Raw genomic sequence first — 24,086 nt, forward strand, 5'->3', positions numbered from 1 at the left:
CTACTTTTAACTTCTGCTAGATTTCAAAACCTTCAAAAAAACGTCAAAAAGTAACTTAACATCTCCAAAAAAATACCGATGTAAACACTGCAAAAAGAGGAGGAGAAATGTGAAGTGAACATCTTTGCAAGCTGGAGGAAGTATTTGCTTGTTGCTATGATGATTGGACTTTTGACACCTATTATGACAAGGGCGGAGATTGCGGAAGCTGACACGAAAAAAGACGCAGCGATCAGCCGGGCTAAGGAACTGGTAGGATATAAATATAAATACGGAGGCGAAAAGCCGAAGGAAGGCTTTGACCCGTCCGGCCTGATTATGTATATTTTCGCTCAGAACGGCATTCACTTGCCGAGGTCTGTAAATGACCAATGGAAAGTGGGAAGTGCTGTGAAGCAGGACGACCTTAAGCCGGGGGACATTTTGTTTTTTAAAAAAGCAGGAGAAAGTAATCCGACCCATGCAGGGCTTTATGTCGGAAACGATCAAATGATTCACAGCTCACAGACAAAAGGCGTTTCATACGAGAATTATAAAAAAAGCATATATTGGAGCACGTCGTACATCGGCGCAAAACGAATCTCATCAGATCCCAAAATCGCCGATACTCCGGTCGTCAAACAGGCGGCAAAGTATTTAGAAACGCCATACGTCTTTGGCGGAAGCACACCGAGTGAGGGGTTTGACTGCTCCGGGCTTGTGCAATATGTCTACAAAGAAGCGCTCGACGTATATTTGCCGAGATCGGCAGAACAGCAATGGACGGCAGGAGAGAAGGTTGCGCTGAAAAATATAAAGCCGGGCGATGTAATCTATTTTAGCAACACCTATAAAAAAGGCATATCTCATGCAGGCATCTATGCAGGAGGCGGAAGATTCATCCAAGCAAGCCGCTCTGAAAAAGTAACGATCTCTTACTTATCAGAAGATTATTGGAAAAAACGTTTTTCAGGAGTACGGCGGTTCGAACATTTGAAGATTCCGAAAGAAAATCCGATCGTATCCGAAGCAACGCTTTATCTTGGTGAAGTTCCTTATAAAGACGGCGGCACATCGCCAAAAACGGGCTTTGATACAGCGGGCTTTATCCAATATGTCTATCAAGAGGCGGCCGGTATTACGCTGCCCCGTTACGCGGAAAACCAATACAAAGCCGGAACGAAGATTGATAAATCCGAACTTCAGCCCGGTGATCTCGTCTTTTTTAAATCAAGCAGCCTGAACCCGGCTATCTATGTCGGAAACGGCCAAGTCGTGCATGTCACGCTATCAACCGGTGTGACGCTCACCAATATGAATACGAGCATCTATTGGAAAGACAAGTACGCGGGCAGTGTCCGAATTCAGTAGCCTGTGCGATACAGAAAAGCCTCCGCAGCTTTCTCCGGAGGCTTTTCTTATTAATATTGATTGGCAAGCAGCTGATCTATAAAGTAGGCCACGCCGTTTTCGTCATTGCTCTTTGTCACGAATGTGCTTTTTTCCTTTAGCTCTTCAATCGCGTTCTCCATGGCGATTCCATGGCCGGCGACCTCAAACATCGACAAGTCATTCGGACTGTCGCCGATGGCATATATGTCTTGTTTTTCGATGCCGTATCTGTCGGCTAACTCAGTCAGTGCACGGCCTTTGCCGGATGAGGCGGGCAGAATCTCGATGATATGTTTTCCCGATGAAGTTTGGGAGAGCTTTTGATGATGCGTCAGTTCTTCTTTTGCTTTCTTCAGCTTTTCCATGTCAAAAGAGAAACAAAGCAGCTTGTAAACATTTTCGTTTCCATCAAATACAGTTTGAATATCATGCACAGGTTTAATGCCAAACTGCTTAAATTGAGTCATGGCGCCTTGCCACAGTGTATGAATATCTTCATCCGGATTTGCGCTCTTCAAAATATCGAGCTCAGCCTGAAGCTTGGATTGGCCGTCAAAAGGAGAAAGCAGATGATGATCCGTATAAACCTCGAAGTATATATTTTGAGAGAGAAGGTAGTCAGCAATGTCTTTTCCAGCTTGCTGATCCATTAATGTCTTGCTGATTAAACGGTAGCCTGTATCATGGACGGTGCCGCCGTTAGCTGCAATAATGGGAATATCCAAGTCTTCCAGGAGCGCCTTGACATCAAAAGTGGCTCTCCCTGTGCAAATGGTCACGAGAATCCCCGCATCAACTGCTCTTTTAATCGCCGCTCTGTTTTCTGCAGAAATTTTGCTTTCCGTCGTAAGTAATGTTCCGTCTAAATCAATTGCGATTAATTTCATATGTATGAAAAACCTCCTTGTGAATAAAATGCCGCTTCGTGTAGTATGTTCAGCTTTCGTATGAAACATAAACTAATGGAAAGTAAGCCGACAGTAAAAGGCTAAACCTTAATTTCGAATTTTTCAACGGGTAATTAAGTATTTAATAGAAAAAACGGGATGGTTTATAAATAACCACCCCGTCAGGCTTTCCATTAAGCGTCCAAATCTTTTTTTAATTCCTCTTTCACTTCTTCCAGCTTTTCTTGATTGAGCTGGAAGTAATAGACTCCCGCAGGCTCATAATCGGATCCTGTCAGCTGAATAGAATCAACCGAATTCAAAGAAGTAATGAAAGGGAACAAGCCAATCGCATCCTTAAGAGATAAATTCATTTTGAGATTTTCTCCCATCGTATCCACGATATCATCATAAGCCGGAATTGAGCTTAATGATTTAGATTTTTCAATAATGGCTTTCAGCACTTCCATTTGTCTCTGTCCTCGGTATAGGTCGCTGTCTGCTTTACGTGTTCTGACATAAGCTAACGCTTCCTCGCCGTCCAGTGTGTGTGTTCCTTTTTGCAATGTAACTTTTCCTTTTGTATCTTTTTGAATTTGCTGAATGACTCTGTCACTGTCCACTGTTACTTTTACGCCGTTTAATTCATCGACCACGTCTTCAAAGGCTGTGAAGTTGCTCTCAACGACATAATCAACCGGAATATCAAGCAATTCCTCAACGGTCTTAACTGACAAGTCGACACCGCCGAGAGCATGAGCGTGTGTAAACTTATCATAGCCGTGACCAGGGATATTGACATAAGCATCCCTCGGTATGCTCAGCATTTTGGCGGTTTTATCCTTGCGGTTAAAGGTAATCAGCACATTTGCATCACTTCTGGCTTGATCAACAGTTTCACCTTTGCCCGCTCTGGCATCTATACCTAGCAGCAATACAGAAAAAGAGTCTTTTCCGGGATCAAATTCCTTAATTCGCTTAACAGATTGTTCACCGCGGCTCAAACTGACATGTGCCTGTTTAGAAGCGTTATTGAGTTTTACATATGCATACGTGCCGGCAGAACCGACAATAACGAGTAAAAAAGCAATTGTAACGATTAAAAATTTAACCCATTTTCTCAGGCGTTTCTTTTTTTTCTTGCGTTGGGATCGTTCTTCCATATCAATACCTCTCATTTCTTTACTGTTTGAAGCGTACCATGAAAGTTGTGTTAGTACAATTTCAAAAAGACAATATTCGATAAAGTTTCCTAAATTTATATATAAAGTGCGGATGTTTGTAGTTAATTGTCAGCCGGATCACACTATATTGGACGACAGGAAGAAGGAAATGTTTCGTTATCTCCTAAAAAATTAATTGGTAAATATATGGATGTTAGAGAGCGGCGGTTGATTCCAAGGTTTAAGGACCGTAAAAATAGGATAAAAGATTTCTACAAGAACTCCATGCTGGTACGATCGTTCTAGTTATGAGGAGAGGAGTCAGGATTTATGAAGAAAAACCGTTCTAATATATGGCTTTATTTTTTTGGCGCTCTGGGCGGCGCTTTATATGGATATGATACCGGAGTGATTTCAGGAGCCATACTTTTTATGAAAAATGATTTAGGCCTTACCGCATTCACAGAAGGGCTGGTCGTCAGCTCATTGCTTGTCGGGGCCATGCTGGGATCAGGGTTTGCAGGAAAACTGACGGATCGATTCGGGAGGCGGAAAGCGATCATGACAGCCGCGCTTCTGTTTTTTATAGGCGGACTCGGAGTTGCGCTCGCTCCTAATACAGAAGTCATGGTGCTTTTTAGAATTGTGATTGGGCTCGCAGTAGGCGGATCTACAACAATTGTGCCGCTCTATCTGTCTGAACTTGCACCGAAAGAAACACGCGGGGCGCTGTCTTCGCTTAACCAGCTGATGATTACTGTTGGTATTTTGCTTTCATATATCGTCAATTACATCTTTGCCGATGCCGAAGCTTGGCGCTGGATGCTCGGCTTGGCGACTGTGCCGTCGCTGCTCTTGCTTGTAGGAATCATGTTTATGCCGGAAAGCCCGCGCTGGCTGTTTACGAACGGCGAGGAAGATAAGGCGAGAAAGATTCTTGAGAAGCTGCGGGGCGGAAAAGGGATTGATCAAGAAATACAAGATATTAAGGAAACGGAAAAACAGGAGGAAGGCGGTTTGAAGGAACTGCTTGATCCATGGGTGCGCCCTGCACTTATCGCCGGACTCGGCCTGGCATTTCTTCAGCAGTTTATCGGAACGAACACCATCATTTACTATGCGCCGAAAACCTTTACCAATGTCGGCTTTGGAAATTCTGCTTCCATTCTGGGAACTGTCGGAATCGGAACAGTGAATGTGATTATGACACTCATAGCCATCAAAATTATTGACAAAGTAGGGAGAAAGCCGCTGTTATTAATCGGCAACGCAGGAATGGTCATCAGCTTGATCGTTCTGGCGATGGTCAATCTTTTCTTTGATAATACCGCGGCCGCATCGTGGACAACGGTTATATGCTTAGGTTTATTCATCGTCGTTTTTGCCGTCAGCTGGGGGCCTGTTGTATGGGTGATGCTTCCTGAATTATTCCCTCTCCATGTCCGAGGAATCGGTACAGGCGTTTCTACACTGATGCTTCATGTCGGTACATTGATTGTTTCGTTAACCTATCCGATTCTCATGGAAGCAATCGGAATCAGCTATCTGTTCCTGATCTACGCAGCCATCGGAATCATATCCTTCCTATTTGTCCGTTTTAAAGTAACAGAGACAAAAGGAAAAAGCCTTGAAGAAATTGAACAGGATTTAAGCAACAGAAATGGCCGTGACAAAGCGGCAGGAAATCAACAAACAGTGAATACGTAAAGAGAGAAGGACTGTCATTGATGGCAGTCCTTTTTTAGATTGGCTATTAGTAGGATGTTAAACAAACGTTTGATTATAGTCTGCTGCGTGTTCTGAATAAAAATCGAAACCGCCTCATACGTTAGATAAGAAGTAATGAAAAAGGCGGGGGCGCAAGTGAAAACAAGTATTATTATTCTTACATATAACGAGCTGGTTTTGACGAAGAAATGTCTGGCCAGCATCGAGAAGCATACACAAGAAGAGGACATTGAATTAATAATAGTAGATAATGGATCAACTGACGGGACGCGGGAATATTTGGCGGGCCTTTCATCCGTCCGCACCATCTTGAATGGTGAAAATCTCGGTTTTGCGAAAGGCTGTAATCAAGGGATTGAAGCCGCAAAGGGTGACAACTTGCTTTTTCTCAATAATGACACCATGGTGACGCAAAACTGGCTTAGCGCGATGCTGCGTGTGCTTGATCAATCGGATCAAACCGGAATGGTCGGGCCTGTCAGCAATTATGTCAGCGGCGCCCAGATGATCCCGAATACGTATCAAACGTTAGAGGAAATGGAGCCTTTTGCGAAAGCCCATTGTGAAAAAGAAAAACACAAAACGAAACGGGTGCTGCGTCTCGTGGGCTTCTGCATGCTTATCAAACGGGCTGTTATTGACGAGATCGGCGGATTTGATGAACGCTTTGCGTACGGGTCATTTGAGGATGATGATCTTTGCCTGCGCGCCATCCAAGCCGGGTACCGTCTGGAAATCGCCCTTGATTCATTTGTTCATCACCATGGGCATGCGACATTTACGGCTAATCGAGAAATCAATATCAATCACCTTTATACGGCCAATAGGCAGCGCTTCATAGATAAATGGGGAACAGACTTCACTTATTTTACCCATCCCCGTCCAGAAATTGTGCAGCTTGTTCCCCCAGAAGCGAACCGGATTCTTGATATCGGCTGCGGTGCAGGAGCGACCGGATTAGAGCTGATGAACAGGCAGTCCTGCGAGTTATACGGAGTGGAGCTTCATCCGCTTGCTGCAAAAGCGGCAAGGAGCCATTATAAAGCCGTAATCGAAGAAGATGTTGAACAGGCTGAAATGCCGTATCCGGAAGGCTTTTTTGATGTGATTATTTTCGCCGATATATTGGAGCATTTAAAGGACCCGTGGACCGTTATTCAAACGTATGCCAAATATTTAGCTCCTTCCGGCTGCATGGTGTGCAGTATCCCGAATATATCGCATGCGGAGGCCCTGTTTCCTCTTTTGCTCGGTGACTGGACTTATAGAGATGCCGGTATATTAGACCGCACTCATTTGCGCTTTTTTACACCGCAAACCGTGCACACTCTTTTCCAGGCGGAGCAGTTTGAAATAAAAGCACAAACCTATAATATAGTTGATGTCGATGTAAAGGTTCAGCTGTTTTTTAATGAAATTGCCAGGCTGGCCAGAGCGCTCAGTTTCCCCGTTACACAGTTAGCAGACCAATGCAGCATTTATCAAATATTGATTCTCGCCGAAAAAAAGGCCCAATAGGATCGGCACTTTATTTTCCCGCTGTTCCGAAATTCACGATTTTAAGAGAAATATCATAATGAAAATCGGCTTCAGCAAACACTTCATCCCAATCATTCTTCACCTTATTCCAGTAATCCGGAAAGTTAATCCGGACGTAATCAGAAAAAAAGACGGGGTCAGTTCGATACGTATGCTGGAGTTTATACATGGCATTTTTCATATCGGCTTCAAGCTTTTTTTCAAAAATCCGTTCAACTTCCTTCAAATATCTCTCGTTAAATGAATTTTCTTTAGGATTTTGATTCTCTGTCATCAGGCCTTTTGTAAAGACTGAAACGTGAAATGAAAGTTTCCCGTTTTTAACGGCAGGTTTTATTTTTGACTTTGAGCGCTTGATTTCAAAGGTAATCGGATACCCCTTTTCCTCAGCAGGCAGTACACCGCCTTGAATCGTTCCGATCAGCCAATTGAGGGTTTGCGTTTCGTAGGGAGAAATAAATCCGATTAATTTATTCTCTCCGCTTTTTAGGATCCCGGCTCCGTCATAAACGGCCTTTTTTCCTTTATTTGTTACAGCCTGAATGAGAAAGCTATAGCCGTTTTGACAGTAGATCGAAGCTCTTCCGATGCGAAGCGGCATCATGATTTTGCCATTATAGCCGCCATGGTTTGTGATATCAATCAGCTTTTCAGCCGGCATCACCTGCTGCTGGGTGGGGGTGCTTTCAGTCAGGATATCTGCCGCTTTTCCTTTTGCTATAAATATATAGCTGCTTCGTCTTAACTCATCATCACGAATAAAATGGTTAATGAAATTGTTTATATTTTGATTGGTCATTAATTTTTCGCCAAAGATCAAGACCTTTAAATGGTCACTATAAACGGGAGGATCTTGTAAAGCTATCTCACTGACCGCTTCAAGCATAGTGTTCCCCCGTGCTGTTACATTTACGAATTTGGGCTTCCCGGCCGTTTGGCTGTCCTCACTTTGCGGAAGAAGGTTTTGATACGTCAGTTTGTACTGATGATCACTTGTCTCATCAATCGCCAGCCCTCTGGCAAATGACAATTTTTCAATCTCCTTTACGTCCCAGCATCCGCTGAGCACTTGTAACACAAGACAAATAACCGTCAGCTTAAAGAGAAGTTTCATTGCGGCTGCTGCCCCCCCATTTTTTCTTTATCCAACTCACAAACCAAACCATAAAAGGAATCAGAAGAATGATTAAAAATACATAACCTAACTTCCCGCCAAAATAAATGACAGCATTCAGATCGTCAGGATACATTGCCACTCCGAAAGTGAAGAGGAGCAAACCAGCTATAAGCCATGCATTGTTTTTATTTTTTAGACGGAACAGAGTATTTAAACCTAAATGCGCGCCCTGAAAAGAACCGAGCATGCAGGTGAACTGCTGGCATGTCCAAGTGATCAGTAAAAAGAGATCAAACCGTTCAATAAAAATACCCTGAATCTCCAAGGCGTGTATTAAAGAAATCGTCGGCCACGTCAAGGTCTTCGCTTCGGCAACCGTCATACAGCCGATCACCACGAATAGTGTGATGCTGTAGAATACAGCAGAAGTCGCAATCCCGAGTACCAACGCTTTTTTAGCCTGTTTAGGGTCCTTCATAAAAGGCACTAAATAAAAGATGACTTCAAAGCCTGAGAAATATATAAGCGTCTTCGGAAATAAGGAAAAATAGCTTTGATATCCGCCTTCTAAAACGGGACGAAGAAAATTAAGGTGAAATAACCGAAAGCTGAACATCAGGAGCATCAGAAAAATGATAATCGTGACCGGAAAAATATAGGCATATAGCTTAGAGACCGGATAGACGCCGCCTGTCACATGATAAATGCCGACTGCGAGAAAAATAAATACGATAATTTCCATCGGTGTATTTTTCAAAATAAAGAAATTCACGACCTCACCCAGCAGGCGGGCCTGAAAGCAGACCATGGCAATAAAATAAAGACTCATAAACAGATTCAGTAATGACCCGACAATGTTGCCTGTGATATCACGATTCAGTTCGTAAAGGGTTTTTCCGCTGTTCTTTTGCAGAAAGGGTAAGAAAAGCAAACCAATAATGATAAAAATAATACTTTGAATAAGAATCATGATCCAGCCGCTTGGACTATCGGATTGTGCAGCTGAACGGGGAAGCGTTAAGGCCCCGGCGCCGATCATCGTTCCGCTCACCATAATGAATGTCTGCATAAATGTAAGCTTGTCTTCCTGTTGCTTCATGGCCATCACCTTTGTCTGAGTTTATCTTTCGGCCCTTTTCTGGTCGGTCTTTTTTTCATAAATCTGGTTGGAAGCCGAATGAAAGTATCCTTCAAATCTTGCCCGGGCTGCGCCATAATAGGAATAAGGTAGTCCTGGCCAAAGCTTTTCAGACGCATTAATTGGCCGAGGACCAGCAGAAAGCACATGATGACCCCGTACATGCCGAGTACCGCAGCGCTTACCATAGAAATGATCCGAATAATCCGTAACGGAAAGTTATAGGCATATGACGGAACGGTAAACGAGGCCAGTGCCGTTATAGAAACAACGATTACCATCAGCGCGCTTACAATATTCGCCTGAACAGCCGCCTGCCCGATTACGACTCCTCCGATCAGTCCGATTGTCTGTCCGATCGGTTTTGGGAGTCTCAGCCCGGCTTCTCTGATCAGCTCGATCGTGAAGGTCATAATAAAAGCTTCTACAAAAGGCGGGAAAGGAACGTTTAATCTGCTGCCGGCAATTGCAATCGCCATTCTCGTCGGCAAAAGCCCCGTATGGAAAGAGACAAGCGATATATACAAGCCGGGCAAATAAATGGTGAGCAGGATGCAAGAATACCGCAGCAATCTGAGCAATGAAGACTGATACCATCTCTCATAATAATCCTCAGGAGAATGAATAAATTCATCTACTGTAACGGGTACGATCAACGCAAATGGTGTGCCGTCCAATAAAATGGAAACCCTTCCTTCAAGCAGCCCTCCGACAACCCGATCGGGCCGTTCTGTACTTAAAATGGTGGGAAAGATGGAAATGGAACTATCCTCAATAAGCTGTTCCAATACTCCCGATTCCGGCAAGTCATCAATATGTACGGAATTCAGCCTTTTAAAGACCTCTTTTACAACATAATCGGGAGCGATATCACGGATGTAGGCAACCGCCACTTTCTTCTTTACTCTGTCTCCAAGTGTCAGTTCCTTTATCACAAGGTTCGGATCATTCGCGCGTTCCCTCAAAAGCGCTGTATTTGTCCTTAATTTCTCGATAAAGCCGATTTTTGGTCCGCGCTCAAGCACTTCTGACTTCGGCTCTTCAATATCGCGTATTTTAAAGGTTTTCGTATCAAAGGCGAGTCCTTCGCTGTAATCGTCAGCCAATAAGACCGATTTTCCTGAAAAAATATTGTTCTGTACATCTTTCAATGAAGAGATGGTGATGTGATTAAAGCCGAAAAAGAAGGACGATAAATCGTCAACAAATACATCCTTTTGTTTTTTAGCCTCAGTTTGCAAAGGGGAAATAATATGCTCTGCAAGCAGTTCATTTTTTGTCAGGCCGTCAATATAAATTAAACATGCTTTCCGTCCTGTATCTCCAAAAGAAAACGTATAAAAAATGATGTCGTCATTTTGGCCGATTTTCTTTTTCAAAGCTTCTATATTTTGTGTAAGATCAGAGTTTATGGTCATGTGTTCATCTCCTTTACAAAGATGCGGACAGTCATATTAATTTGCATCAAAACAGGAGAATTATTCTTATAGTGGAAATGGCTGAGTAAGAAGGTTTTAAATGAAAGCGCTTGCTGTATTGAGACGCCGCAGCAGCGGATGAGCATTGACTAATTTATGATTCCCTTCATAATGGAAGTGGGAAGCTATACATATAAAGCCATACATAAGCAGATCAGCCATTTCTGGCGTTTGCCGGTGTGGCGCAGAGGGAATTGGATATCAGCCATTTTTAAGGGGAGGGGAACGCAACATGACGCAATCACCCATTTTTTTACGGCCCGTATATAAAGAAAAAATCTGGGGCGGCACTGCTTTACACGATACATTCGGATATGACATTCCATCAGAAAAGACCGGAGAATGCTGGGCTATATCCGCTCATCCGAAGGGAACAAGCACTGTGATAAGCGGCGAATATAAAGGGAAAACACTAGCTGAGCTTTGGGAGCATCACAGAGAGCTGTTCGGAGGAATAGAAGGTGACCGATTTCCGCTCCTTACAAAAATGATAGACGCCAATAAAGCGACGTCAATACAAGTCAATCCTGATGATTATTACGCAGGAGAAAAAGAAAACGGGGAACTCGGCAAAACACAGTGCTGGTATATTATTGACTGCAAGGATAATGCTGAAATTGTTTACGGGCACACTGCCCGGACAAAAACGGAGCTTGTTACCATGATTAATAGCGGCGACTGGGACGGTCTGCTCCGCAAAATGAAAATCAGGCCGGGAGATTTTTATTATGTGCCAAGCGGAACAATTCATGCATTAGGCGAGGGGACACTCGTATTAGAAACCGAGCAAAGTTCAGACATTTCCTATCGTGTATATGACTATGACAGGTCTGATCAAAAAGGAAACACACGCGAACTTCATCTCGGACAAGTCATCAACGTTACAACCGTTCCCCACGTGGACGGCTTTATAGACGAATCAACGGAATCCAGAAAAGGCATCACGATTAAAACGTTTGTACAGGCAGAATATTTTTCAGTATATAGATGGGAAATAAACGGCACCGCTGAGCTGTCGCAAGATGCTCCTTTCATGTTATGCAGTGTTATAGAAGGAAACGGAATACTTGCAAGTGAAGGAAGGTCAAGCGAGCTGAAAAAGGGTGACCATTTTCTCCTGCCGGATGACATGCCGGACTTTACAATAGAAGGCGCATGCACACTGATCGTGTCTCATATTTAAACAGGTCAAGAGCTTAATCTCACTGAGAGGTTAAGCTTTTTTTATTTTTCAGAAATGGAACCTATCAACCTATAAATATAGCTCGCCTTTGCCGATAAATAAACTAGTTTTATAGATGACAATTGAATATGAAAGAGGAGAAGGTATGAAAAAGAGATATTTTGCATCCATGTCATTGTCCGCCGCTGCCCTTGTCTTTTTTACGATAGCAGGCTCTGCTCAAGCATCCTATATCGATAACTCGATTTATAAAATTGACCCGGCTAAGCAATTTGCATCCGAGAGCGAGGCATCACAAGCCGTAAGCAAGCTGAAAAAGGACACCGGCTGGCAGGCTTCTTACAAAGCTTCAGGAAGCAGTTCTGCAGCCTACCAAATCTCAGCTACTGGAATAAACAGCGAAGCCGCCGCTAAATCTGCGTTGGGGCAGCTCACAAAACAGACAGGCATCACAGGCACATACAGCCCGGTCGGCAGCAAACAGCCGTATGTCACTATCACTTCGGGCGCAATAGCTGGCGAACAGCCGGCAAACAGCTTGCTGGCCAAGCTGAAAAAAGAAACAGGAATAACAGGAGCAGTAAAGGCAACAGGAGTAAAACAAAATTATATAAATGTTGTTACTTCAGAAATAGAAGGCGAGACAAAGGTCAAAGGTATTGCCCAAGGACTTGCGAAAGAGACGGGCGTCAAAAGCACATACCAGCCAGTTAAAAAAGAAATATCCTTGACACGAATCCAATCTGGCAACATTCAAGGAGACGGCAAAGCAGCGCAAATGAAAACCGCGTTCCAAAAAGAGACCGGTCTGACGGCTTCATTAAAAGAAACATCAAAAGGCGAGATTTATTATACCTTGACCACAGCTGACTTCTCCGGAGAAAGCAATGCGAAAAATCTTGTTAAGCAGCTTGAACAAAGTACGGGGATCAAAGGAAGCTACAAGGCGATCAGCCAGAAAAAAACCGTTTCCGCCTATAACGTCCAATCAGGCTACTTTAAAGGGCTGAGCACAGTGAAAAACGCGATCAGTCAAATTAAGAAAAACACGGGAGTAAGCGGGACCTATCAAAAAGTTGGAAAAAGCACATCGTATACCGTGAATATGAAAGGCATCTCAAAACAAGAATTACAAAAAGTTCAGGCATTCTTTAAGAAAAAAAAGTGGCGCTATACCTCTGCATCAGCCAAAACAACAACGTCAGCTACAGTCTATCAAATTACGACTGCACCGGTTTTAGGTGAGCAGCTTGCCAATAAAGGCACTGCCTTCTTCACACAGAAAAAAGTAAAAACAAGCAGAAAATCAACCGGGAAGAAAACTGAAAACCAATACCGGCTTGTATCGGAAGAAACATCAGATCAAGGGAAAATCACCAAGGGGCTGAGCTTTTTAAAGAAAAACAATCTCAGCGCCACAACACAAATCATCAAAAAACAAACGAACAGTCAATTCAAAATAACGACAGAGTCTTTACTTGATACAACGAAAATCAATCAGACATTGGCTTATTTTAAAGGGAAAAGCATCCCCGCCAGCAGCCAAAAAACGGGAAAAACTACAAACAGCCAATACCAAATCACTACGGCCGAATTGCTCAATCAAAAAGACATTGATCGAGTGCTCGCCTTTTTCAAACAAAACAAAGCAGCCGGTTCAAAAACATCAACGGGTAAGACAGCTTATACGCAGTATAAAATTGTCACTGCGCAACTCAGCAACAAAACGACATTGAATAAAGGGCTGAATTATTTTAAGACAAACAAGATCTCAGCAAGCTATACGAGCAAAAGCAATCCGCTTTACGAGATCACCATTACTCAACAATTCACAGGAAATGACACTGCCTCTGCGGCAGCCGCAAAATTGAAGAAATTGTACGGCTGGACATCTTCCATTGTGAAAATCAAAAACGGCCCGCAAATCATGAAAACAAATTACAACGTCTCGCTTCGTGATATGGTACAAAAACAAATGACGGTAAGCCCACAAACAGACGGAGCCGCATACGTGTCACTCGCCTATATCAACACAGCCGCCCAAACGGTCACGGCAGATGTATTAAATATCCGATCAACACCGGCGGTCAGTCCGACCAATGTGATCGGCCAATTCACAAAAGGCGATAGAGTCAAAATCATCAGCCAGGCAAACGGCTGGGCTAAAATCAACATGAATTGGAGAAACGCAAGCAGTGACGAAGTGGAACAATACGTTAATCCCGACAACTTCTCATTAGACAGCAAATACTATTTTCAATTCTTAAAGCTGTCGCAAACAGCCGGACTGACAGCGTCAGAGGTTAACCAAAAGGTGCTTTACAACAAAGGGATCCTTGCGGGGAAAGGCCAGTCCTTCATAGACGCAGCCAACAAATACGGTATTAATGAGCTTTACCTGATTTCACACGCTCTTCTGGAAACAGGCAATGGTACTTCTAATCTGGCAACAGGAACAACCTATAACGGAAAAACCGTGTACAACATGTACGGAATCGGTGCCTATGACAGCAACCCGTTATACTACGGAGCGAAATATGCCTACGAACAAGGCTGGTTTACACCGCAGGCAGCGATCATAGGAGGTGCAAAATTTATAGGCTCATCCTACATTCACAACACAGCCTACCAGCAGGACACCCTCTATAAAATGAGATGGTCGCCGACTGCTTCTCACCAATACGCCACCGATATCGGCTGGGCCTACAAACAGGTGAACCGCATGTACAGCCTGTATACATTGCTGGATGGATATACGCTTTATTATGATGTTCCGGTTTATAAGTAAGGATAAAGACGGCTGAAGCTTTTAATGCTTCAGCCTCTTATTTTTTTAAAAATCTATCACTGCTATTTCTTCCCGCCACATTCACTTCTTCTGGACTTTCCAGCGTACTTAAGTTCCGGTGGCAATAAAAAACACTTGCTCCCGAAACTGAATTTTCCAGTTTCAAGAGCAAGTGTTATTACTTGTTACCTCATATTTTTGTCAATAAAGTGCAAGAGATTATAGCTTGAAGACCCTTTAGAGTAGAGATTCCATTTCTGCGAAAATCGTTTTATTTGTTCTGTATCAGCGGAAGGATCAGCTATTTCTTCAAGCAGCGAGCCGCTGTTCATACAGGCTTTTCCGGGAATAACAGCTTTATAATCGTCAATTAACCCCCGTTTTTCATCATATTCTTTTAAGTCATATGTGAAAAACAGCATAGGTTTATTTAGAAAAGCATATTCAAAAGGTACAGAAGAATAATCAGTAATTAAAATATCCGAAGCAATAAATAAATCCTTAAGACGGAAATCAGACACATCTTTCACATACTCGCCGTCTGATAGTACGGTTATTTTATTACGTAAAGCGGGATGAAGTTTCACAAACAGAATATAATCGCCATTTAACTCATTTATCAGCTCTTCTTTTGTAAAGGGGAGGCGCAGTGAATGCATGTCGTAATCTCTAAACGTCGGTGCATACAGAATGATTTTTTTATTTGTAAAGCTTCTGAGGTGTTCCGCCTGTGTCTTTTCAGTTGTCTGATAGTATTCATCTGTTAAAGGCACACCGATTTTTAATAACTGATGATCTTTTACGCCAAAAGAATTTTTGAATATCCTGCCCATCTCTTCTGATCCTACAGTTACATAATCGAATGATCTGTAAACCTTTTTAAATCTTTTGATATCCTGTTTGGACCTCTGTTTATTGGTGACATCCTCTAAACCGAACTTTTTCAGAGATCCGTTTGCATGCCACACCTGTATACATTTTGTTTGCGGGCGATTGTTCAGCGCGCTTGTCAGTAAAAAGTAATTATCGGTAATTACAAACTTACTTTTAAAAAGTGTAAGAACGGCATGAAAAAGATGAAATGGATTTTTTTCGTTAAAATAACGTGAGTTAAGACCGGACAACTCATCTTTAAGGGAAACGGCATGCCTTGTATACAAAACGGTTAAATCATAGGAGAGTGAATCGGAATGGGCCCTGTAAGAGTTGATGACAGCTTGTGCATTTTCTTCAAAAGACACAAGCAGTGTCACTTTATCCCCGGGCTTAGTCCATCTCAGCAAGGCGCCGAGGATATATAAATAAATTGAATAAAAAGCGGTCAATAAAGATCGAATGTTCATATATTACCAGTCTCTTTTGTTATAAAATTTTATTTAAAGCTGCTTTGTTTGATCCTTAGCCTGTTCCGAATAAAAACCTTTCTGAGTTTTATTTTCTCTCAGAACGGTAAAAGCATACTTCGGAATGTTCAACATTCTTTTCCATCTCCACGGATTCTTGATAAGCCTGTAAAGCCACTCCGTATTTGTTTTAATCATCCAGCGGGGAGCTCTTTTTACTGTGCCGCTGAATACGTCAAAACTTCCTCCCAATCCGATTGCTACAGCTTGAGGAAAGAGATGTTTATATTCATAAATAAACTTTTCTTGATGCGGGTATCCTAAAGCAACAAACACGATATCAGGCTTGGCTCTGGAAATTTGTTTGGCAACAAAACGTTTATCTGCTGCATAGCCGTCACTTGATCCGACAACTTCAATTTGCGGAAATTCCGTACCGATACGTTTCAAAACCGCATCCAGCACTTCTTTTTTTGCACCATATAAAAATATTTTTTTAGATTGCTGGTTTGCAAGATTGAGCAGGGAAATAAAGACATCGAATCCCGCAATTCTTGATTTTAGTGGATGATGAGTCAAACGGGACATCAGCACTACACCAATTCCATCGGGCAAGACGAAATCAGCTGAAGAAATGACATTGTGGAAACCTTTGTCTTTCGCTGCCGCATACCCGATTTCAGGATTTACAGTCGCAATCACCGCCCCTTGGCGTTTGGCAATATAATAGGTGTTCAAATAAGACATAAACTCCTGCAAATCTCCATTTATATAAGAAAGGTTGTGTACCATTTCAGTTTGCATCTGTTCCGCCCTCCTTCTTTCCTTGGATTTTGATCTATAATGAAGCGATCAATTTTTAGGGTTATTTGGGTAAACTTTATTTTAACATAGAAACTTCACCTATACTTAACAATAGTTTTACAAAAATATAAATAAGATAACAATTTTTAAATCCTGGGCAGTATAACCAGTCTGAAACACCAAGAATACAGCATTTTTGAATTCCGTTGAAAAATTTGGAATCGGATGATCTTTACATAAGCTTAACCTTTTCTAGGCTATGTGATATAATTAGGTTCCATGAGTTACGAATTTGTTGTCGAATTTTAAAAGATTAAGGATATTGCAGCTGCTTCACTATCCGGGCAGTTACTTGTTATACGTATGAATATAGAAAGGAGCTTTTGTTTTCATGAAGAAAGTCATTACTTACGGAACGTTTGATTTACTGCATTGGGGTCATATTAAACTGCTTGAGCGTGCAAAGCAGCTTGGAGATTACTTAGTCGTCGCGATTTCAACTGACGAATTTAATCTTCAAAAACAAAAAAAAGCGTATCACAGCTATGAACACAGAAAACTGATTCTTGAAACGATCCGCTATGTTGATGAAGTTATTCCAGAGAACAGCTGGGATCAAAAAGTACGTGACGTAGCAGATCATAATATTGATGTGTTTGTCATGGGAGATGACTGGGAAGGCAAATTTGACTTTCTGAAAGATCAATGCGAAGTTGTTTACCTTCCGAGAACAGAAGGCATTTCCACTACGCAGATTAAAAAAGAAATTGCTGGGGTATAACATACATTTGGATATCTAAATATCATAGAAGTACTCCCTTATAGATGAGGGAGTACTTCTTGTAATATAAGGTTATTTTCGCTATATTTGTTATGCGCTTTTGAAAAAAAAGCTAGACAATAAGAGGAGAATTTAATTATGAATCTTAGTAACTTTTTTAAACTGAACAAAAAAGAATCCGATCAGTCTGAAAAAAAACGAGAATATACATTATTAAACAAAGAAGCTTTAACAGAAGAGAAAAAGGTAGCAGTTGTTGTACCTGTATATAATGCGGAACAGTACTTACGAAAAACCGTTGACTCAGTCATTTTGCAGAATATTGGCTTTCAGCATATTTCATTAATTCTGGTAGATGACTGTTCTACAGATGAATCAAGGAATATTTTGACTGAGTATGCCGAATTGTATGAAAATATTACTGTTGTATTTCTGAAAAACAACACGGGGACTCCGGCATTTCCGAGGAACCTGGGAATCGAGCTTGCAAATGCAAAATACATTACTTTTTTAGATGCGGATGATTGGTTTGCACCAAATGGAGTAAAGATCTTATTTGACATGCTTGAAGAAAATAATGTGAATTATGCAGTCGGAAAAACGATTGAAATGCAAGTGAACGGCCAAAAAGCAATAGGGAAACATGAGTCTTCACTTAAAAGAGAAAAAGTCTCACCTTTTTCAATTCCTCATATTTTCTATCATTTAGGCCCTCGTGCCAGAATGATGAATTTGCAGTTCTTAAAAGATAATAATATCAGATATCCGGAAATGAAATTTGCTGAAGACAAGCAGTTTTTTATGGATGTTCTGTTGTCATGCGGAGATATTGCCACGTCTACAGAACCGATTTATTATCTCAATCGAATGGATAATAATGAATCGCTTACAAAACAGACAAATATTATGGAAAAAACTGATACGAACATAGCTGTTATGAAGTATATTTTAAACAAAAAATTAGATGTTGAAAAAGAAAAGATGGCCATGAATCGTCTGATTGAATTTGATTCAATCACCCGCCTTTTTGACAGAATGCATTATTTAAAAAGTGAAAACAAACAAGCCTATTACAATAAATTTAATGAGATACTCTCTGTTTTAAAGAAAACAAATTATGATATTTCTGAAACATTTTTTCATCCGATTCATAAAACTGCGTTTCAGCTTCTAAAGCAAAAGCGTTATGCCGAGATTGAAAAGCTGTTTCGCTGGTCAAAAAAAGAACCGAATAAGAAGATTATAACGAAAGATGGTCTGGCCTTTTTAGAAAGTCCATTAACCGATGAAGAAAACAAGTTAATTGAACTTCGAATGCATGGTGAGACAGAAAATGCAGAGTTTTCGAATGGCAAATTCGTCATCACTTTTCGATTGTTTGGAAGAGCGAGAAATAATGCACAGTATGTACAATTCCAGAGCAGAAACGATATGAAGGTATACTATCAATTTAATGTTCAGCTTCAGGAAGATGGCCGTTATGTTCTTGAAATTCCGCTGGGTGATATTGAAAAAATCGGAATTGGCGGTTATATTATGTATGTCATTTATAACGATTATGAGCGTGTTACTTTATATAAAGAAGACGATCAGCAAATTTTGGCAGAAACGAGCGGACGAAAATATCAATTTTATCGGACGGTGAAGGAGAACCTATCGTTAAAAGTGATTAAATGATTGTTGTTGTGATTGGATATGTTTATTTGAAATAGAGGAGTAGACTTATTTTATGGGTATAGAAAATCCTGTCAGGTACAAATTGAAGCATCTTAGTATAGAGGAAGAGAAACTCAGTATTACTATTTCATGTGAGAATATAACATTAAAGGAAGAGCCAAATCTTCAGATTATAAATCGTAAGACAAAAGAAGATATTTCCGTACCTTTAAAAAAGATTGATGAACTAGGTCAACAATATCTTGCTGTCATGGATATTCACTTGCTTTCGGCCCATGTGCAAAACAAAGGGTGCCTGGATTTTTATGTAAACTTTTTAAGCGACGAGAGTGATATAAGCAAAAAAAGACTGAAATCAAGTCTTGAGCCCATTGAACTGTCGCATTATAAAGATGAAGTAAATAATATCATTTTTTTCCCGTATACCACCAAAAAAGGGAACTTTTCATTGAAGTTATTGGTGAAAAAATTTGTCACTCGTATTGACGACATTAAGCTTACATCTGAAGGTATCTTGAAACTGAAGGGGTTCGCTTTTCGCCTAAATGCTGCAGAGTCACTTAAAATAAAAGAAAAGTATCTGATATTGAGAATGAAAAAAGGCAATGATGAAGAACCTCTCATCATGAAATACGAACTGAAGGATCTGCCGAGATATGATCTTGCTGAATATGTAAATGAACAATCAAGTCTTGAATCGATAGGTTTTGATGTAGAACTAAACTTAAAATCTTTATATGAAGAATTAAACACGCAGCTCGTTTTTCAATTCTACATTCAATTCATTTATGAGAATACAACTGCAGGTGATGAAATCATCAGCACCAGTAAACCGATAAAAGTGATAAAAACGGAACAATTAAACCCGAATCAGTTTACTGTACTGACAACAGAAAAAGGGCCTGCCAGATTCCATGTGTTCACGAAGAAGAAAACAAAACATTTTCAATTGAGAATGAATGATTATCGTTTTAGCACACGGATAGAGTATTTTGTGAAGGGCAAACTGAAACGCGGCGCTGCCTTTATTCGCAGAAGAAAAAACAAATTGAAAAAATCGATCGAAAAAAGGATCCAAAACTCCTATAAAGCCGGATTTAAAATGGCGGGAAAACTGCCGGTTAAGCAAAAGCTTGTGATGTTTGAAAGCTTTGCTGGTAAACAATACAGCTGTAACCCAAGAGCCATTTATGAGTATATGAAAAAAGAAATGCCGGAATACCAGCTTTGCTGGAGTGTTAATTCTGCGTATACGCAAACATTTGAAGAAAAAGGAATTCCCTATATCGAACGCTTTTCTTTAAAATGGCTGTTTGCGATGGCAAGAGCAGAATACTGGGTGGTAAACAGCCGTATGCCATTGTGGATCCCGAAACCTGAACATACGACATATGTGCAAACATGGCATGGAACGCCTTTGAAACGACTGGCCGTGGATATGGATGAAGTGCACATGCCAGGGACAAACACTGAAAAATATAAAAGAAACTTTACAACAGAAGCGTCTAAGTGGGATTATTTGATATCGCCAAATGCGTATTCAACTGAAATTTTTGCAAGAGCTTTTCAGTTTAATAAAACAATGATTGAATCAGGATACCCGCGAAACGACTTTCTTCAGACAGATAATAGTGCAGCTGTAATCAAAGCACTAAAAGAAAAAATGAAACTCCCTCAAGATAAAAAGGTGATTATCTACGCGCCAACATGGCGAGATGACCAGTTTTATAAAAAGGGAAAATATAAATTTGATCTTGACTTAGACCTCCATCAATTGAGAGAAGCAATAGGGGAAGACTATGTCATTATCTTAAGAATGCACTATCTTGTAGCTGAGAACTTTGATTTAGGACCTTATGAAGGCTTTGCATATGACTTTTCAAATTATGAAGATATCCGCGAGCTCTATATGGTATCAGACTTACTGATAACAGACTACTCTTCTGTATTTTTTGATTATGCAAACTTGAAAAGACCGATGCTGTTTTATGTACCGGATATCGAGACATATCGTGATAAACTCAGAGGCTTTTACTTTGACTTTGAGAAGGAAGCTCCAGGTCCTCTTGTAAAAGAAACTGGTGACGTGGTTAAATGGGTAAAGGAAACAGAGTCAGAAGCCTATACTCTGCCGCAGTCATTTGGGCCTTTTTATGAGAAGTTTTGTTATCTAGAGACAGGGGAATCATCTGAGAAAGTTGTGGATGTCGTTTTCAGGAAAAATAAATAATAGTTATAAGGCATAATTTAACATAATGTTAATTATGCTTTTTTTGTACAGGAGTTCATTTTCAATTAATTGGGTATCGACAAGCACATTTGTCCCTATATGAGTTTCTGTGCTTTCTTAAGCAACCTTATATGCTGCTAATGGCAACAGTTTTAAGAAATGAATTTAGAGCATGATAAGAGGTACAAAACGATAAACAGGCCAACTTGTTTAGAAGTGAAAATTACATCATAATCTGTTACAATTATGAGCGGTGCTTTTGTAAGTCAAAGCTATACCCAAAACTTACGACTAAGGAAGATTAGAATGAATGCATTGGTTAAAATTCTGAAAGAGCAATTCAACTCGTTTCCGCTTATAATGCGGCTTGCAGTGTATGAAACGAAGTCAAAGTATCAAATGAACTATCTGGGTGTATTGTGGCAGTTTTTAAACCCTATGATTCAGATGCTCGCATACTGGTTCGTATTTGGGCTCGGAATACGCGGCGGGCATGATATGAAACTTGGAAATGGAGATAGCGTATCCTTCATCATTTGGATGCTGGCGGGCTTAATTCCTTGGTTCTTTATCAGTCCGACCATACTTGACGCATCTAACAGTGTCTTTAAAAGAATTAATTTGGTTTCAAAAATGAACTTTCCAATCAGTTCACTGCCTTCAGTTGTCATAGTTTCTAACTTGTTCAGCTATTTTGTCATGATGGCGATTTATTTGATTGTTCTGTTAAGTAACGGTCTTTTTCCGACGCTTCACTGGTTGCAATATATTTATTACTTGTTTTGTATGATTGCTTTTATGTTTGCCTTTGGTTTGTTTAATTCGACCATTAGCGTGTTAATCAGGGATTATCAGTTTCTGCTTCAAGCTGTTACCAGGCTGCTCTTTTTTCTTTTGCCGATCTTCTGGGATATTGCCGAGAAATTTGGAGATAAGAAAGAAGTGTTAACCTTATTAAAGTTAAATCCCCTCTTTTATATTATAGAAGGATTTAGGGACAGTTTTATGGAAGGGCAGTGGTTTTTCCAAGATATGAAGTATACGTTGTATTTCTGGCTGATTACGCTGCTTCTGTTGACAGTCGGCTCACTTCTTCATATGAAATTCAGAGATAAATTTGTTGACTTTCTTTAATATAGTAAGGAGATTATACGATGAAACTAAAGGTTTCGTTTAGAAATGTTTCAAAACAGTATTTTCTATATAAAAAACAGTCTGACAAAATAAAAGGGCTGTTTTTCCCAAACAGAAACGAAAAAGGTTTTTTTGCTGTCCGAAATGTTTCGTTTGATGTGTATGAAGGAGAAACAATCGGATTTGTAGGCATTAACGGTTCAGGTAAATCGACGATGTCGAACCTGCTGGCAAAAATCATACCGCCGACAAGCGGAGAAATTGAAATGAACGGACAGCCGTCTTTAATTGCGATATCGGCCGGGCTCAATAACCAATTAAGCGGTAAGGACAACATCCGTTTAAAGTGTTTAATGATGGGGCTTAACAATAAACAAATTGACGAGCTGTATGAAAAAATCGTTGAATTCGCAGACATTGGCGACTTTATTGATCAACCGGTTAAAAGCTATTCAAGCGGTATGAAATCGCGTCTTGGTTTTGCAATATCCGCCCACATGGATCCGGATATTCTTATTATAGATGAAGCGCTATCTGTGGGAGACCAAACATTCTACCAAAAGTGTGTAGACCGCATCACTGAATTTAAAGAGCGGGGAAAAACCATTTTCTTTGTCAGTCATTCAATCGGACAAATTGAAAAAATGTGTGACCGTGTGGCTTGGATGCATTATGGTGAGATGCGGATGTTTGATGAAACAAAGCCGGTAGTCAAAGAATATAAAGCGTTTGTTGACTGGTTCAATAAGCTTTCAAAAAAGGAAAAAAAGAAATATCAAAATGAGCAAATTGAAGGCAGAACACGTGCTTTGGAAGAGCAGGAAATTGCTCGTACTCAAAGTGAGAAAGCAAAGCCGAAATTCATTGCAAATGCGATTCAAATTACGCTCCTTGCAGTTCTCGCAGTGTGTCTGGCCGCTTCTATGTTCTCGGACAAGCCTTTACGTACCCTTGCAACCTTTGGCGCAACTAAGCAAGATGACGTAAAGCAAAATGAAAGTCTTAATCAGCAAATGCAAAAGCTAGAAAAGACGAATGAATCTGCTTTGATTAAGGCAGAAAAGGCAGATGTTTTCTCAAATCAAAATCTGAAGGGGAAAAGCTCTGCAAAATTAGATTTCGGTACAATGGTACAAATAAAAGCTGAAAATAACAAAGTGTCGGAAATCAAAATCGGAGATAAGCAGTATTTTGTGAAAAAAGCTGACCTCCATAAATTAAATGATCTGAAAGCGACATCCATAAAGCTCAGTGCTTTTCATCCGTACTTAGCCCAACAAACGGCAGCATCTCATGAGTATCTTCTTTCTTTTTTAAATAAAAGCCAAGAAAGCCTCAAAGATAAAATAAACGACCTTAAACCGGGTCAAACCGATGATGGGAGAAAAGTGCTGAAGTCTTCAAATAAACAAGCGGATTTTGTAATTGAAAATAACAAAGCTTCTGAGGCGATTTTTCATTTAACTAGTCCTGTTGATTTTTCTGCTTTATCTATTAATGATGATAACGTGCTTTCAAACCAAAATAAGAATCAGTTTATCTTCAAGAATAATCAGTACACGTTCTCAGTCGACAATGATCAAAAAACAATGACGGTTGTTTCTAATACGGATGATAAAAAAACGTCGTGAATATAAAGGTATGAGCATCTGCTGAAGAATTGATAAATAAATATGAAGATTCTCTGACCAGATAGCCGACTGTCTCCGTGTATTAAATTTCGCA

Annotated in this window: 17 protein-coding genes; 10 read left to right on the top strand and 7 right to left on the bottom strand. The window is 40.6% G+C overall.

The window, feature by feature from the left end:
* The first annotated feature begins 114 nt into the window (after positions 1-114).
* Positions 115-1,350 (top strand): C40 family peptidase, encoded by a 1,236-nt coding sequence (locus AXI57_RS02545; protein ID WP_061669153.1) that lies wholly within the window; start codon positions 115-117, stop codon positions 1,348-1,350.
* Positions 1,351-1,400: 50 nt separating this feature from the next.
* Here AXI57_RS02545 and AXI57_RS02550 read toward each other — a convergent pair whose 3' ends face one another.
* Both AXI57_RS02550 and AXI57_RS02555 read right to left on the bottom strand, forming a co-directional pair.
* Complete coding sequence (locus AXI57_RS02550; protein ID WP_061669154.1) at positions 1,401-2,258, bottom strand: Cof-type HAD-IIB family hydrolase; 858 nt, start codon at positions 2,256-2,258, stop codon at positions 1,401-1,403.
* 194 nt (positions 2,259-2,452) lie between these two features.
* Positions 2,453-3,421, bottom strand: a complete 969-nt coding sequence (locus AXI57_RS02555; RefSeq protein WP_003326675.1) for an LCP family protein — start codon at positions 3,419-3,421, stop codon at positions 2,453-2,455.
* Positions 3,422-3,751: 330 nt separating this feature from the next.
* Here AXI57_RS02555 and AXI57_RS02560 point away from each other — a divergent pair, with 330 nt between their 5' ends.
* Positions 3,752-5,128, top strand: a complete 1,377-nt coding sequence (locus tag AXI57_RS02560; RefSeq protein ID WP_061669155.1) for a sugar porter family MFS transporter — start codon at positions 3,752-3,754, stop codon at positions 5,126-5,128.
* 135 nt (positions 5,129-5,263) lie between these two features.
* Complete coding sequence (locus tag AXI57_RS02565) at positions 5,264-6,667, top strand: bifunctional glycosyltransferase family 2 protein/class I SAM-dependent methyltransferase (RefSeq protein ID WP_061669156.1); 1,404 nt, start codon at positions 5,264-5,266, stop codon at positions 6,665-6,667.
* A gap of 10 nt (positions 6,668-6,677) precedes the next feature.
* On the opposite strand, the gene AXI57_RS02570 is transcribed toward AXI57_RS02565, so the two are convergent.
* From AXI57_RS02570 to AXI57_RS02580, 3 genes are read right to left on the bottom strand one after another with little or no spacing between them, the layout of a single operon-like run.
* Entirely contained in the window at positions 6,678-7,802 is a 1,125-nt protein-coding gene (locus AXI57_RS02570; RefSeq protein ID WP_061669157.1) for a Ger(x)C family spore germination protein, read from the bottom strand.
* On the bottom strand, positions 7,786-8,904 hold the full coding sequence (locus tag AXI57_RS02575; protein ID WP_061669158.1) for a spore germination protein GerBB: 1,119 nt from the start codon (positions 8,902-8,904) through the stop codon (positions 7,786-7,788). The genes AXI57_RS02570 and AXI57_RS02575 overlap by 17 nt, the downstream gene beginning before the upstream one ends.
* A 5-nt stretch (positions 8,905-8,909) precedes the next feature.
* Complete coding sequence (locus tag AXI57_RS02580; protein ID WP_061669159.1) at positions 8,910-10,361, bottom strand: spore germination protein GerBA; 1,452 nt, start codon at positions 10,359-10,361, stop codon at positions 8,910-8,912.
* Between the two features lie 292 nt (positions 10,362-10,653).
* On the opposite strand from AXI57_RS02580, the gene manA reads away from it, so the two are divergent.
* The gene (gene manA, locus AXI57_RS02585) at positions 10,654-11,604 is read left to right on the top strand and encodes a mannose-6-phosphate isomerase, class I (protein WP_061669160.1); all 951 of its coding nucleotides are present in this window, start codon (positions 10,654-10,656) and stop codon (positions 11,602-11,604) included.
* 145 nt (positions 11,605-11,749) lie between these two features.
* Positions 11,750-14,392 carry a glucosaminidase domain-containing protein gene (locus tag AXI57_RS02590; RefSeq protein WP_061669161.1) on the top strand — a complete coding sequence of 881 codons (2,643 nt, stop codon included), beginning with the start codon at positions 11,750-11,752 and terminating at the stop codon, positions 14,390-14,392.
* A gap of 185 nt (positions 14,393-14,577) precedes the next feature.
* Here the strand turns inward: AXI57_RS02590 and AXI57_RS02595 are convergent, their stop codons facing one another.
* Together AXI57_RS02595 and AXI57_RS02600 are read right to left on the bottom strand one after the other, a co-directional pair.
* Positions 14,578-15,735: a CDP-glycerol glycerophosphotransferase family protein gene (locus tag AXI57_RS02595; RefSeq protein WP_061669162.1), complete on the bottom strand. Its 1,158-nt coding sequence runs from the start codon at positions 15,733-15,735 to the stop codon at positions 14,578-14,580.
* A 33-nt stretch (positions 15,736-15,768) separates the two neighbouring features.
* Positions 15,769-16,539 (bottom strand): WecB/TagA/CpsF family glycosyltransferase, encoded by a 771-nt coding sequence (locus AXI57_RS02600; RefSeq protein WP_061669163.1) that lies wholly within the window; start codon positions 16,537-16,539, stop codon positions 15,769-15,771.
* Between the two features lie 391 nt (positions 16,540-16,930).
* On the opposite strand from AXI57_RS02600, the gene tagD reads away from it, so the two are divergent.
* The 5 genes from tagD to tagH all read left to right on the top strand — a co-directional run bounded on the left by tagD (position 16,931) and on the right by tagH (position 23,992).
* On the top strand, positions 16,931-17,320 hold the full coding sequence (gene tagD, locus AXI57_RS02605; protein ID WP_010790104.1) for a glycerol-3-phosphate cytidylyltransferase: 390 nt from the start codon (positions 16,931-16,933) through the stop codon (positions 17,318-17,320).
* A 138-nt stretch (positions 17,321-17,458) separates the two neighbouring features.
* Positions 17,459-18,997, top strand: coding sequence for a glycosyltransferase family 2 protein (locus AXI57_RS02610; protein ID WP_061669164.1), 1,539 nt, complete (start codon positions 17,459-17,461; stop codon positions 18,995-18,997).
* Positions 18,998-19,049: 52 nt separating this feature from the next.
* Complete coding sequence (locus tag AXI57_RS02615) at positions 19,050-21,227, top strand: CDP-glycerol glycerophosphotransferase family protein (protein ID WP_061669165.1); 2,178 nt, start codon at positions 19,050-19,052, stop codon at positions 21,225-21,227.
* A gap of 306 nt (positions 21,228-21,533) precedes the next feature.
* Entirely contained in the window at positions 21,534-22,361 is an 828-nt protein-coding gene (locus AXI57_RS02620; RefSeq protein WP_010790101.1) for an ABC transporter permease, read from the top strand.
* A gap of 20 nt (positions 22,362-22,381) precedes the next feature.
* On the top strand, positions 22,382-23,992 hold the full coding sequence (gene tagH, locus AXI57_RS02625) for a teichoic acids export ABC transporter ATP-binding subunit TagH (RefSeq protein WP_061669166.1): 1,611 nt from the start codon (positions 22,382-22,384) through the stop codon (positions 23,990-23,992).
* Positions 23,993-24,086: the final 94 nt, after the last annotated feature.

It is taken from the genome of Bacillus atrophaeus (assembly GCF_001584335.1).
In the GTDB taxonomy this organism is placed as follows: domain Bacteria; phylum Bacillota; class Bacilli; order Bacillales; family Bacillaceae; genus Bacillus; species Bacillus atrophaeus.

Coding starts and splice junctions, on each gene's coding strand:
- AXI57_RS02550 (WP_061669154.1), bottom strand. CDS start 2,258: ATGAAATTAATCGCAATTGATTTAGACGGAACATTACTTACGACGGAA.
- AXI57_RS02555 (WP_003326675.1), bottom strand. CDS start 3,421: ATGGAAGAACGATCCCAACGCAAGAAAAAAAAGAAACGCCTGAGAAAA.
- AXI57_RS02560 (WP_061669155.1), top strand. CDS start 3,752: ATGAAGAAAAACCGTTCTAATATATGGCTTTATTTTTTTGGCGCTCTG.
- AXI57_RS02565 (WP_061669156.1), top strand. CDS start 5,264: ATGAAAAAGGCGGGGGCGCAAGTGAAAACAAGTATTATTATTCTTACA.
- AXI57_RS02570 (WP_061669157.1), bottom strand. CDS start 7,802: ATGAAACTTCTCTTTAAGCTGACGGTTATTTGTCTTGTGTTACAAGTG.
- AXI57_RS02575 (WP_061669158.1), bottom strand. CDS start 8,904: ATGAAGCAACAGGAAGACAAGCTTACATTTATGCAGACATTCATTATG.
- AXI57_RS02580 (WP_061669159.1), bottom strand. CDS start 10,361: ATGACCATAAACTCTGATCTTACACAAAATATAGAAGCTTTGAAAAAG.
- manA (WP_061669160.1), top strand. CDS start 10,654: ATGACGCAATCACCCATTTTTTTACGGCCCGTATATAAAGAAAAAATC.
- AXI57_RS02590 (WP_061669161.1), top strand. CDS start 11,750: ATGAAAAAGAGATATTTTGCATCCATGTCATTGTCCGCCGCTGCCCTT.
- AXI57_RS02595 (WP_061669162.1), bottom strand. CDS start 15,735: ATGAACATTCGATCTTTATTGACCGCTTTTTATTCAATTTATTTATAT.
- AXI57_RS02600 (WP_061669163.1), bottom strand. CDS start 16,539: ATGCAAACTGAAATGGTACACAACCTTTCTTATATAAATGGAGATTTG.
- tagD (WP_010790104.1), top strand. CDS start 16,931: ATGAAGAAAGTCATTACTTACGGAACGTTTGATTTACTGCATTGGGGT.
- AXI57_RS02610 (WP_061669164.1), top strand. CDS start 17,459: ATGAATCTTAGTAACTTTTTTAAACTGAACAAAAAAGAATCCGATCAG.
- AXI57_RS02615 (WP_061669165.1), top strand. CDS start 19,050: ATGGGTATAGAAAATCCTGTCAGGTACAAATTGAAGCATCTTAGTATA.
- AXI57_RS02620 (WP_010790101.1), top strand. CDS start 21,534: ATGAATGCATTGGTTAAAATTCTGAAAGAGCAATTCAACTCGTTTCCG.
- tagH (WP_061669166.1), top strand. CDS start 22,382: ATGAAACTAAAGGTTTCGTTTAGAAATGTTTCAAAACAGTATTTTCTA.